This is a genomic window from Streptomyces sp. 7R007 (assembly GCF_054850255.1).
The window spans coordinates 1-12,117 of the sequence record NZ_JBTWMV010000101.1 but is presented as its reverse complement, the minus strand read 5'-3'; the positions used below and the strand labels follow the sequence as shown (position 1 = coordinate 12,117).

Here is a 12,117-nt window from a genome sequence, read left to right as displayed (position 1 = left end):
CTACACGCGAACACCGGCACGACGCGCACGTTCAAGTGCTTGCGGACTGGCGCCGTAAGGGTCGGCGAAACCGTTCTTGTCCTTCGGGCGTTGATGGATCGCAAGTAGACGACGAGGGCCAGGAGCCGCGATGACGGCGGCAAAGCGGGGGTCCCCCGCGAACCAGACCTCCCTGACCTGTGCAGTCTTCTCCGTGGTGTAACCGCGCCCAAGACGCCGCCTCCACCACATGGATCGAACGTGCACACGCAAGATGACCTCGATCGTGTCCCCCGGCCGCTCGGGATCAGGAAGACCGAGCCACACATCTCCCGCTGTGGCACCGGAAATCCCGCCGATACCGCTCTCCGGGGCCTCGATCACTTTCCAGGGGTAGACACGCAGAATGCGACGCGTATGGAAGGCCCACGAGATGTAGGCGGGTTGGAGAAAGGCCCGGTAGAACGTGTACAGCAGCGGGACGAAGAAGAGCCACAACGTCCACGCGATCGACATGCCCACGTACCACGCCAGTAGCCCGGCCCACGCCAGGGGCCAGAAAAGCTGGCCCAGAACAGCGCAGGCAATGAGTTTCACCCATGCCTGACGAGTTGCTGGATCGTCCCAGGCAGCAAGGTGGTGCGTAGGGGGCATGTCAGTCCTAGTCGGGTACGTCATCGGATACGTCCGCAAGCGGGTTGTCGAAGCTGACCGTGGCGGCGATGTCCTTGAGCAAGGCACGGTAGCGATGCACACGGCCCACTTCCGTCGTGGCCAGCGTCAGGATCGCGATGCGCCGACCGTCGAGACTCGGAACATAGGCAGTGACCTGGTGTAGTTCTCGCCCGAGAGACGGTCCCGCCTCCGCTGGAGCGCTGAGGACGCTCTGCACCAGGGAGGCCGGGCCGCACGGTAGATCGAGAATCTCGATGTGCCGGGCGTTTTCTGCACCTGCGGCGGCACGGGCCGCCAGAACGCTGCGTGAGGCCCAATCAGTCGTTCGTGATGCAAGGGTGAACAGGGACAGAAGCGGCCTCCCATCACCCTCGTCGTCTGCATGGACACCAAGACAGCAGTGCACCGCCCCGACTCCCAGCAGGAGGCGGGCCATACGGGCGACAGGGCCGAGGTCAGTCAGCAGCCGGCGCTGAGCCGCTGCATCGCTGAACGCATCCAGAAGCGGACTCAGCGCGTTCCCCGGGCGCACTCTCTCAGTCATGCCGTCGGCCACCTCCACCACATCAGGCAGGGGAAGCGGGACGAATCCCGGAGGCATCGCGAACCAGACATCCGCGTCCTCGCTCATGGCGGATTCATCGACCAGATAGGGAGCGCTACTCATGACGCTTCACCTGCACCTGAGATGAAGAAGTGCAGCGCACCCACTGTGGCCGGCAGATCAATGCCCAACGTTCTGGGACCGTCGAGCAGATTGGTTGCAGTCTTGGCCCCGTCGCTGTCGAGGCTGCTCACAAGGCTGCTGGCGACGCCGTAGACAGCCGTACCGGCTCCGAGATACGTCGCCGGCTTGTCGATCTTCTCCACGATCGGTGCCAATCGCCCACCAAGCACCCTGGGATGAGCCAGGATGTTCACCGCGCCTTCGGCCGCAGCCGCCTCCGTCCTGATGGACGTCCCGGTTGTCTTGATGGACGACCAGCTCAAGGAACCGGCCCTGGCCACTTTCTGGCCAAGCGTCAGCACTTCATCGGCCTCACCGACTGCCCGAGACATCGTGGACATGAGTTCGGGAGTCTTCATGAGCCCTTTGAAGACCGCTCCCAATCCCGGCAGCATGCCCAAGAAATCTCCCGCGACTCCCAGGGCGTTGCTCCAGAACTCAACGTCCATCTCGCCCTTCGTAAGGCCGTCTTTCAGGGACGCCATGACCTCGGGATCGCTGAGGCGGAGGCCGAAGGCCACGCCGCTCAGCAGACCTGCGGCCAGGAACAGTACCCAGGGTGCGACCACGGTGAGGCCCAGCAGCGCGATGGCCCCGAGTACGGCCGCGCAGGCGCTGAGGATGTCGGGCAGGTTGTCTGCCGCCCAGTCGGTGAACGTGTCCCACGCGCTCGGCTCATGCGGCGCCAGTTTGTGCGTGGCGTCGCTGATGTGCCGGGCCCGCTTGCGGGCGGTGTCCTCGTGCTCAGTCGCCAGTGAACGGGCACGGCGGAGTACGTCGTCCAGGTCCTCCTGGGCCGTCTTCACCACCGTGTTCGCCTTGGTCAGGGCTGAGTGGGCGTCGTCGTAGTCCCGGCCCTTGCCCTTGTCCAGCGCGGGGGCGTTCTTCGCCTTGTCGGCATGCCCCCGCGCTCGCTCCAGCGCCTCTCGCGCATGCTTGGCCTCGCCGTCGAGCTTCTTGGCGCGCCGCTGGAAATCCTCCAGCTCCGTGAGCCACAGATCCAGTTGCTTGGCGGCCTTGTGGACGGAGTGCGTGCCGTTCTTCAGGTTGATCGGAAGAGGACCGTCCTGCAGCTTCTCTCGGAACGCGACCGCCGCGTCGCCTTCCCAATAGCTGCCGTCCATCAACTTCGTGACCTTGGAGTGCGTCTTCTCCATTTCTTTCGCGCAGCTGGTCAGGTGACGATGGACGTCACGTACCAAGTGCGTGCTGCCCGGCGCCGGGTTGAACCCGATGTGCGTGTACGGGTTGTCGACGCCGGGATCAGACTTCAAACCTTGCGGCCGCTCCGAGTCGGCAGTGGGAATGGTCACTTCTTCCCACCATTTCGCCGCGCCTTTTCCAGCGCTTCCTCCAAGGCCAAGTCGACCTCGTGGAAGTCGTTCTTGGCCTTCTTCGCGATATCCGTGAGCTCCTGAATCTGCTCGCCGATCTCTTTGGCCCCGTAACGCCAGTCTTCCTGGAACTCGTCACACGCCCTGTCCAGGTCGTCCGTGCCCAGGCCGTTGACGCCCGGGTCGTGCAACACCTTCTGTAAGGACGTGAAAGAGTCCCGCGCCTTCTTCAGATCCTTGAAGAACTTGTCCAACTCGGTGCCGTCGACTTTCAGACGGTCAGCCATGGGCGGTACCTGTTTCTGACGTGCTTTTCTTCGCCACGGATGTCAGCGGTTGACGGCTTGGATTTCCTGGACGACGACGTTCTGGGTGGCGCCGAAGGTGCCGTCGGGGAGATCCCCGCCCGGGACGCCGGTGCCGGTCCAGTGGATCTTCCAGGTGAGGGTGGCCTTCAGGGGGTAGGTGCCGTCGCCGGAGGAGCGCAGGTAGGCGTCGGCAATTTTTAAAAATGATCTTGGAGGATGCCCCCCCGGGTATTTTCTCGGCGACGCGGGATTTGGTCCCACTCGGTTTCTCGCCGTCGACTCGGTTTCGCCGGTAACGCTGTAACGCGTAACGCGCGAATTTCCCCGCCGAGTTTCTTGCGCATTCGGCTCGCCTTCACACCGCAGGGCGGCGTCTCGTTGGCCTTGCCTTTCGCATACGGCTCACCGATGCGGCCGTTGTCGAACCGGCAGACACCGGAAGCCGGGTAGGTGACCGCATCCGAAGTGCCCGGATCGATCTCGCATCCCACCTCGGAGGGAAGCTCTCGTTGACGCACGAGCCCCACCAATATCCCTTGCCGCTCTTGTCCTTGTTGAACGCCTTGTCGGGGTCGTTCGCGTTGTACTGCACGCGCTGCCGGTCTTCGAACGGTCGAAGACCACACCACCGACCGACACCGGGACCTTGCCGTTACCATCGGTTTCGGCGGAGGCCGCAGGGTCCGGGTTGCCATTTCGTCTTATCATCTTTTCCGTGTACCGCAAAAGCAGAGACGGGGAACAGCAGAAAAGGAGCACCGACTGCAACGATCACGGTCGCTGAATCACGGCACTTCAGGATTGACATGCGGCATTTCCCCGTTGCGATGACAGCGTCTCAGTAATCCAGACACCCTGCTTGTTGACCTTCAGCCGACTAGCATAGAGGACGTAATCATCTTCGGATGGCTGAGTAACAGTGACCTTGCCCGTTTTAATGCTCTTATTATAAGCCTTTGTCTGATCTTCACAGTAGACGAGGCCCGCCGTCCCATCACCGTTGAGGTCGACCCTCGCGTTGAAGTAATGCTTGACTCCGGTAACGCGATTCTTGTGATCCACGAAGTCCTGAACGAACTCCTGGCTCCCGGCTGCCGCCTCACCCTCGGAGTAGTACCGATACGCCTTGCTGAGCGCATCTTGATCGGCGATGGCCATGTCGACAGCCTTGATGAGTTGCTCACTGTCGGACAGGACGGCATCTTTGTTCGCGTCGCCGGTCTTGGGCCAGTCGAACGCGTAGGTCAAATCCGAGGGGAGTTCGATGTTGGGGCGATCAGCCTGCGTCGAAGTGGGGACCGTCGGCGAAGCCGAGACCTCCTTGCCGGTGTCGGCCCCCGCGATCTTGTCGGCGTCTTTACCCTTGGAGTTGTCGTCGCTTCCGCACGCGGACAGCGACAGGGCCGCAGTGGCGGTCAGCGCGATCGCTGCGAGCAAGGTGGGGCGGCGGTTCACGGTCGACTCCCGGTGAGACGAGGCTTCTCTTGAGCGAACCAAAGCTATCCGGGGCATCCGGTGACACCAGCGAGAGCCTGTCAACCTATGGAGGTTAGCCGGCCAAACCCGTCTCGCCGGCACCCTCTTGAGGCGTCACAGTTGCATAACGCGACGACTGTCCGGTGCCGGGCAACTGTGAAGCAGCCGTTCCACTCATGAAGAAGCAAAGCAGCACCACCGGCGTTGCGCAGCTGATGGTGAACCCTCTTGCCTTGGCGCCGCCCCTCTATCAGGACATTGCAAAAGGTACTGATGGCCGCAGCCATCCATTTCCGCCTTGCGTCCTGGCTACCCCTCATGCAGTAGCCGCTCCTGGCTCACCAGCGATCGTTCAGGAGTCCAGCGCCGCAATCCAGTCGGCAGATCGCGCAAGGGTCGGGCCGGTTACTTCCTCGGCGCCGGAAACGTAGGCTAGCCACCGAAGTTCGTCGCAGGCGAAGAAGGACTCGCCCCATGAGTCGACCCAGATGCGCGCCTCACGTTCGCCTCTCTGCGTCAGATCCCACCAGGCCCAGCCCCGGAACTCGGATTCGGGGTCGAATTGGTACAGCCACTCCCCTGGTTTCCAGATGCCTCCGCCCACCGTGGCCGCATAGCGCTCCGCGCCACGCCTCACTTGTTCCGGGGCGGACGGCGAGATCCCTTGAGTAGCGGCGGTGAACCAGTCGGGAAGGGGATCAATGGGCAGTTCCCCCTCGAACGGATGTGACACCGCAAGCTGAAGGGCGGGGGTCAGAACGGATCGTAGTCTGGCGTCGAACTCCGCAACGGGGCAATGCGTACGTACGTCGAAGACCGACAAGACAGGCGGCGTCTCTTGCGGCGACGGACGGTGTGACAGTCGCCGCTTCTCCCGCTCGATTTCTCCGGTTTCGTGATGCAACGGTGGTTCTCCGTCAATCTCGGTCGCACATGGGCTTCATGGGGTCCAAGCAACGCGCTTGTGACTCGGAGTTGCACAGGAGTCTCGCGCCGGCGCCGCCACGGGACGGCAGCTCCGACCGGCCCGTGGAGGCGGCAGTCGGCGGGCGGTTGCGGGTGGCTGAGCGAGCCGAACTCGGGCGGCTGCGCCGGGAGGCGCCCGGAGGTCGCGGGGCCCTCGGTCCTGATCCGCAGGGACGTCGTCAGCTGGAGCCGCGGTCTCACGGGCTGTCCGAGGCGAGATAGGCGCGGGTTCTGGCCAGGCGCACGGTGCGCGCTCTGAAGCTGATGCCCGACTCCTCGGATCCCAGGACCACTTCGACGCCTGCGTCACGGACGACCACGTCGACACTCTTCGCCTCGGCCGCTCCCCACCCCGTGACGCGCAGCTCCGCCAGTCCTTCACAGACGAAGGTGGACTCGACGGCGTTGAACCCCTTTTCGCGCCATTCCGCTGGGGCATCCCGCGGAAGGCCTCGGGTGAGGAATCCCAGCGTCACCGAGTTCCCGCGCTCGTCGATGTGGACGTAGAACGGTTCTCCGAGTTGGTCCGGAGAGCGAAGAAGCAAGGTTCCGTCAGCGCTCATAGAAGGTCTTCTCCTCGGTTCCCGGAAGAGACGTGTACCGCCGGGCGTCGACCGCGCCGACGAAGAGGTGCCTACCGGAATCGGACCCGTCCTCCTGCTTGCGGAAGGCGCTCACATGGCCGACGCGCACGGATTCGCTGCACTCGAAAGCAAGGTGGAGTCCCTTGCCCTTGACCGCCACCCGCATACGCCGTTCCGTACCATACGGAGCGGTCTCGACCTCACCGAAGGCCGGCGGGTCCCAATGGGTGAGGCGGATTCCGGCCACCGCCAGGAACTGGAAGTGGCACTGCACGGTGTCCATTCCCGCGTCGACCCACTCCTGCGGCGCCGCATGGGGAAAGAACGGCATGTCAAGCCGGAGGATTACCGCCGGCCCCCGCCAGTTGAGGTTGACCGATCGGATACGGACTCCGGTGAGAGGAGGAACCCGGCCGTAGAGGGACAGCAGCGTTCCCGGATTCACGAGACAACTCTCAACGGTCATAGTAATAATGCTCCTCGCATCCCGGAACCTGCCCGTTGCGGGTGTCCTCGAACGGCCGTACATGGACGTGCGGGCCCTGATAACCGGGTTCGCCAGGCTTTTGGTGGCCGAACCAGTGGTCCTGGAAAACTATAAGATCCTCGCCGTTCGGATGCTCGTAGACCTCTTCCGTGTAGTAGATGGGCTGGTGGTCCTCGCCCATCAACTGCTTGGAGCCCTGCCACTCCGGCGTCGTGGCCGGAACGTAGTTGTCGACCTCCAGAGGCTCCGCTCCCTCCGGGATCCCTGCGTCCCGCAACGCCTGCGCCTTCGCCTCCTCGAAGGTGCGCCCTACGGGTTCCCCGCACCCCGGCGCGAGACCCAGGGGATCCATCCACGTCTGCGGATTGTGGACGTATGTCACCGGGTTGGGCGCGGGCGCCAGACCGAGTGGGTCGGGGCTGAGGTAGCGAGCCGTCTCCGGGTCGTAGGTGCGGAAGTAGTTGTAGTGCAGACCCGTTTCGGGGTCGTAGTACTGGCCGGGGAAACGGAGTGGGGTGTACGCCGTCGCGTCGGTGTTCCAGGTCGCCTTCCCCCACAGCGTCGCGCGGGTACGCCAGGCGATGTCGCCCGTCTCGTCGACGAGTTCGGTGGGAGTGCCGACGAGGTCGGTGACGATGGCGAAGAAACGACGGTCGACGACGTGCTGCGGAGCGTCGGCGGCGAGGAGGCGTTCGGTCTGAGCCAGGGGGCGGCGACCGTAGTGCTCCCAGGTGACGACGACCGGGTGCGGCTGGTTCCCGGCCGTGGTGGTCTGCTCGCACAGGGTGTGACCGTCCCAGACGAAGGTGGTCTCCTCCACGACCCGGTCGTCGGCCGCGGCTAGTCGCTGCTTGGCGACACGGCGCCCGAGTGGGTCGTATCGGTAGCGCCAGCGGGTGCCGTCGGGAGTGACGACGCCGGTCAGCCGGTCCTCGGCGTCCCAGGTGTAACGCCATGTATCGGGTTTGCGGGACAGCCGGGTCTTCTGGCGTACGACGATCCGTCCCGCGCCGTCGTGCTCGTACCGGACGCCGCCGGCTCGAGTGATGCGGGTCCCGGTATAGCTCCGCTGTCCCGTGGCCTCGTGGTGAGGGTGAGTGGCGGGCCAGTCCGCGAAGGTGAGGTTCCCCGCCTCGTCGTAAGCGTACGTCTCCGTCCAGTTCTCGGCTCGGACGGCGGTGACACGGCCCGCCGCATCGAGGTCGACGTGCCGGGTACCGTCCAGCAAATCGTCGATGCGGACCAAGGCGCCGTCCGGGCGGTAGGAGTAGGCCCGGCGCTGAAGCACGCCCGCGTCCGTGACCAGGCTCTGCTCGGCGAGCCGTCCGGCCGCGTCGAACGCGTGGGCCAGGGCGAGACTCTCACTGAAGCGGAAGGCGGTCTCACGGCCCGCCGCGTCCCGCTCGAAGCCGATCGAGTGCCCGGAGGCCGTGAGCCGGCTGGGGCGGCCCGCCGCGTCGTACGTCCACACACTGGTCGCGCCCCCGGGCGTGGTGCGGTTGGTGCGGCGGCCCAGGGCGTCGTACGCGTAGCTCAGAGTCCGGCCATCGACGGTCTCCGACAGCCGCCTACCACGCTCGTCCAGTTCCAGCGAGATGGCGGCATCCGGGCCGACGGCGCTGCTGAGTCGGCCCGAGGGTGCGTAGGCGAACGTCGTGACCTGTCCTTCGACATCCTTCCGCACCATCTGGCCCAGCGCGTTGCGTTCGTAGCGCACCGTCTGGCCGAGGGCGTTGGTGCGGGTGAGCAGTCGGCCGGCGGCGTCGTGGGTGTAGCTGCGGGTACGGCCGTCGAAGTCGACCTCGGCGACGAGGCGTCCCGCCGCGTCGTGGTGGTACGTCCAGGTGAGGCCTGCCGGGTTGACGACGCCCGTCAGACGCAGCTCGCTGTCGTGGACGAACGCGTGACGTACTCCGTCGGGTCCGGTGCGCGCGGCGACGAGATCGAAGCGCGTGTACTCGAACGACGTGACGCCGCCGACCGGGTCGGTGTGGCGGACGCAGTTGCCTTCACCGTCGTACGCCCAGGTCTCGACGGCACCATCCGGTTCCGTACGGCTGAGCGGACGACCCTCGACCGTCCACTCCAGGTGGGTTGTCGCGCCCGCCGGGTCCACGATGGTGACGACACGGCCGAAAGCGTTCCGCTCGTAGCGCGTGACCGCGCCCAGGGGATCGGTGACCTCCAGAGGCAGTCCGGCCGCGTCGCAGCGCAGGCGTGTGACGCTGCCGAGCGCGTCGGTGGCCGAGATCAGCCGCCCGTTCCTGTCGTAGGAGAAGCAAGCGACGGTGCCGGTGGTGTCCCGTACGGCGGTCCGGTTGCCGCGCTCGTCGTACTCCTGCCGCCAGACGGCACCGCCCGGCGTCGCCACGACAGCCGGACGGCCCAGGTCGTTGTACTCGGTGGTCGTCTTCTGACCGTCGGGGCGGGTGATCGAGACGAGGCGTCCGTGCTCGTCGTAGGCATAGCGGGTGGTGTGGCCGAGCGGATCGGTGACCGAGATGAGGCGCAGGTCCGCGTCCCACTCCTGACGGATGCTGTTGCCGAGGGGATCGGTTTCGCGGGTCAGGCGTAGCTGGTCGTTGTGCTCGTAGGTACGGGTGTGGCCGAGGGAGTCGGTGACGTACGTGGTGCGGGTGACGGTGTCGTAGGTGAGGGTGGAGGCCAGGGCGTCGGCGGTGCCGCCGGTGGCGACCACGCGACCGGCCTCGTCGTAGCGGTACCAGTACGTGGTGGCGTTGCGGTCGGTCCAGGACGTGATCCGGCCGGTCTCGTCGTAGGTGTAACACAGCGGCAAGCCGGATGAGTTGACCTCCTGGGCGAGGTGGCCGTGCTCGTCGTAGGCGAAGGTGAGCAGGGTGGTGCCGGGTCCGTCCGGGTGGCCGGGGTCGAGCAGGCGCAGGGCGGTGATGCGGGAGCGGGACGGGTCGTGTTCCAGGGCGATCGTGTAGCCGCCGGAGTGCGCGATGGCGGAGGGGATGTCGCCGCGCGCGTACTCGATGGTGATGCGGTTGCCGTTGCGATCGGTGATGTGCTGTAGCGGCAGGTCGACCGCCGTCTCGCCGGCCGCCGGCACCGGGGAGTGGAAGACGTGGGCCAGGCCGGTGTCCGGGTCGGTGACGCGCACCGCGCCGTCGGTCTCGGTGTCCCAGGCCAGGGTCAGGCGGGCGCCCGGTGTCAGTGGGCGTACCGGGTCGGTGGCGTGGGGGTCGAGGGGCGGGAAGCAGATGCGGGCGCCGTCGGCGGTGGCGTAGACGAAGCCCTCCTCGTCCACCTGGACGCGCTGGTCCAAGGTGGAGGCCCAGGTGGGGCCGAACCAGCCGCCGAAACGGTAGGAGGAGATGTGGGTGCGCTCCACCACCAGCGGCAGCACGCCCGGCAGGGACACATCCGTGCGGGTGAGGGACATGTCGCCGGTGGCCACGTCGATCGGGTCCCGCACGAACTTCTTGAGCATGGTGCGGACCGAGGCGGGCAGTTTGTCGAAGCCCGGGTTGAGCTTGAGGCGTTCGAAGGCCGCGCAGTCCAGGCCCAGCGACTTGCTCAGCTTGGCCAGCGCCGCCGGGCCCAGGGCCTTGAGGCCCTTGCCCAGGGCCTTGCCCAGCACGCCGAAGCCGACGCCCATCGCCGCGCCCTCGGCCAGCAGCCCGGCCAGCTTCTGCGGGTCCTTGAACGCGCCCGGGTCCTCAAGCAGCGTCTGGAAGGCGGTGAACTCCATACCCCCCTTGGCCATCTTGGCCACCGACGCGACCCCGCGGACCTCCTTCAGCGCCTGCAGCGCCCGCTCGATACCGCGGATGACCTCCATCACCCCGCGGATCACGGAGCCCAGGGCGGTGCCCTCCTCCTCGATCCGGCCGATCAGCGCGACGACCTTCATCGCCCGCTCGCCCGCCATCAGCGTGGAGGCCACTGACGACGCGCCCGCCGTCAGTACGTCCAGGGCCAGACCGGCGATCTCGAACTCGGCGATCTCCGCCAGCATCACCCCGATCTCGGACAGCAGTTCGTGGGCCTTGTCGGCGAAGTCGTCCAGCGCCTTGGCACCCTCCCGCAGGGAATGGGCCATGTCCGTGGCCTGCTTGCGGGCCGCCTTCGAACGCTTGTTGAAGGCCTTGGCCGCCTTGCCGTCCCATTCGACGTCGGCGAGCGACTTGCGGGCCGCCTCGGCGGCGTCATCCAGGCCGGTGGCCAGATGCCGCCACTTCTTGGCGATCTCGCGTACGCCGTCCGGGTCCACCGCCGGATCGGAGATGCCCAGGAACTCCAGGCCACTGGCGACGCTGTCGCCGAACATGTGGTTGAACTTGTTGATGTAGTGCAGCGGGTTGAGATCGACCATGGCGGTGTCCGGGTCAGCCCTTCCCGGCCTGGGCCTCGGCCGCGATCAGTACGTCCAGCAGGTCGAAGGCGTCGGAGACCTCACCGACCAGCTTCGCCTCCGCCTCCCACTCCTCCTCCAAGGCCTTCGTCAGCTTGGTCAGCGTCCGCATGCCCTGCTCGATCTCGCTCTTCGCTCCGAGGAGGGAACCCAGCGCCCCCAGCGCGTCCAAGTCCCGTGACTGCGCCTCGAACTGCTGCAACGGCCTCGCCGTGTGCTGTCCGACCGACCGCAGTCCCGACGCCGCCGTGTGCATCGACGCCGCCGTCTTCTTCAGATCCGACATGCACGCCACCCCCGTACTTCCCTCTGTGCACATGCCAACCCCACGACACTAGGGAGAACGGCTATAGGAGAGGTATGGCGGGGGACAAGCAGGAGTAAAGAGTGGTGTCCTTCGGTCCGAGGGCGGACGTAACCGGGCAGCCCTTATGCGAGCCGGCGCCGACATGACGGCAGCGTGGGTGCCTTCTATGCGCGAACGCCGGCGCGGCGCGCGCGTTCCAGGGCGTCCGAGCCGGCTCCGTGGGCATCGGCTGGAAGGCCGGGGTTGTAGCTCGGTCGCTGATGGATCACGTAGAGGCGGCGTGGGCCTGGTACGGCGATCACAGCGGCGAAGCGAGGATCACCGGCGAACCGGATCTCCCGTACCTGTGCCCTGCGCGCGGGCTTGGCACGCTTCCCCAGCCGGCCGCCCCACCAGATGGAGCGATGCATCACCATCGTCACCTGCTGGTGCGGCGCTTCAGGGGCATCTCGCAGACCTGCCAGGGGTACTGCCGCAGGAGCCGCCGTGCACGAAACACTCCCCTCCGATAGGCCCACGGAAGGAAGGAAAGCTGACCGTACCGGCGACGTCTCTGAGTAGGTCACGGTACTGGTTCGCACGGTCCACCTCGGTCGTGGCCAGCGCCAGGATCGCGATGCACTGGCCGTCCAAGCCGGGAACGTAAGCCCTGACCTGAAGCAGTTCGCGTGGGGTGCTTGTCCCTGTCTGCGGTGATGCGGTCAAACGCGTCTGCACAAGCGAAGCCGGTCCGCATGGCAGGTCGAGCATCTCAATGTGGTCGGCGCCCTCGACGCCGACGGCTGCGCGGAGGCCGTGCGGTCGTCACCGACGTGAGGGTGAACAAAGAGGTTGATAAAGGGCTGTCCTGCAGCTTCTCTCGGCACGCGACCGCCGCGTCACCTTCCTACTAG

11 protein-coding genes are annotated in these 12,117 nt (G+C 66.0%); all 11 read right to left on the bottom strand.

All coding sequences use genetic code 11. From position 1 onward, the window contains the following. A complete protein-coding gene (locus tag ACYF6T_RS43610; RefSeq protein ID WP_461703539.1) occupies nt 1–633 on the bottom strand; it encodes a hypothetical protein in 633 nt (210 codons plus the stop codon). A gap of 7 nt (nt 634–640) precedes the next feature. Further along, complete coding sequence (locus tag ACYF6T_RS43605; RefSeq protein WP_461703538.1) at nt 641–1,321, bottom strand: hypothetical protein; 681 nt, start codon at nt 1,319–1,321, stop codon at nt 641–643. Then, nucleotides 1,318–2,694 (bottom strand): putative T7SS-secreted protein, encoded by a 1,377-nt coding sequence (locus tag ACYF6T_RS43600; RefSeq protein ID WP_461703537.1) that lies wholly within the window; start codon nt 2,692–2,694, stop codon nt 1,318–1,320. The genes ACYF6T_RS43605 and ACYF6T_RS43600 overlap by 4 nt, the downstream gene beginning before the upstream one ends. Beyond that, the gene (locus ACYF6T_RS43595) at nt 2,691–3,002 is read right to left on the bottom strand and encodes a hypothetical protein (RefSeq protein WP_461703536.1); all 312 of its coding nucleotides are present in this window, start codon (nt 3,000–3,002) and stop codon (nt 2,691–2,693) included. Before ACYF6T_RS43595 ends, ACYF6T_RS43600 begins: the two co-directional genes overlap by 4 nt. A 42-nt stretch (nt 3,003–3,044) precedes the next feature. After that, nucleotides 3,045–3,284 carry a hypothetical protein gene (locus ACYF6T_RS43590; protein WP_461703540.1) on the bottom strand — a complete coding sequence of 80 codons (240 nt, stop codon included), beginning with the start codon at nt 3,282–3,284 and terminating at the stop codon, nt 3,045–3,047. A 534-nt stretch (nt 3,285–3,818) separates the two neighbouring features. Beyond that, entirely contained in the window at nt 3,819–4,478 is a 660-nt protein-coding gene (locus tag ACYF6T_RS43585) for a hypothetical protein (protein ID WP_461703535.1), read from the bottom strand. Nucleotides 4,479–4,851: 373 nt separating this feature from the next. After that, nucleotides 4,852–5,403, bottom strand: a complete 552-nt coding sequence (locus ACYF6T_RS43580) for a hypothetical protein (RefSeq protein WP_461703534.1) — start codon at nt 5,401–5,403, stop codon at nt 4,852–4,854. A gap of 259 nt (nt 5,404–5,662) precedes the next feature. Next, nucleotides 5,663–6,028 carry an Imm50 family immunity protein gene (locus tag ACYF6T_RS43575; RefSeq protein ID WP_461703533.1) on the bottom strand — a complete coding sequence of 122 codons (366 nt, stop codon included), beginning with the start codon at nt 6,026–6,028 and terminating at the stop codon, nt 5,663–5,665. Continuing rightward, entirely contained in the window at nt 6,018–6,515 is a 498-nt protein-coding gene (locus tag ACYF6T_RS43570; protein WP_461703532.1) for an Imm50 family immunity protein, read from the bottom strand. Before ACYF6T_RS43570 ends, ACYF6T_RS43575 begins: the two co-directional genes overlap by 11 nt. After that, nucleotides 6,505–10,878: a DUF6531 domain-containing protein gene (locus tag ACYF6T_RS43565; protein ID WP_461703531.1), complete on the bottom strand. Its 4,374-nt coding sequence runs from the start codon at nt 10,876–10,878 to the stop codon at nt 6,505–6,507. Before ACYF6T_RS43565 ends, ACYF6T_RS43570 begins: the two co-directional genes overlap by 11 nt. A gap of 13 nt (nt 10,879–10,891) precedes the next feature. Further along, nucleotides 10,892–11,203 (bottom strand): hypothetical protein, encoded by a 312-nt coding sequence (locus ACYF6T_RS43560; protein WP_461703530.1) that lies wholly within the window; start codon nt 11,201–11,203, stop codon nt 10,892–10,894. Nucleotides 11,204–12,117: the final 914 nt, after the last annotated feature.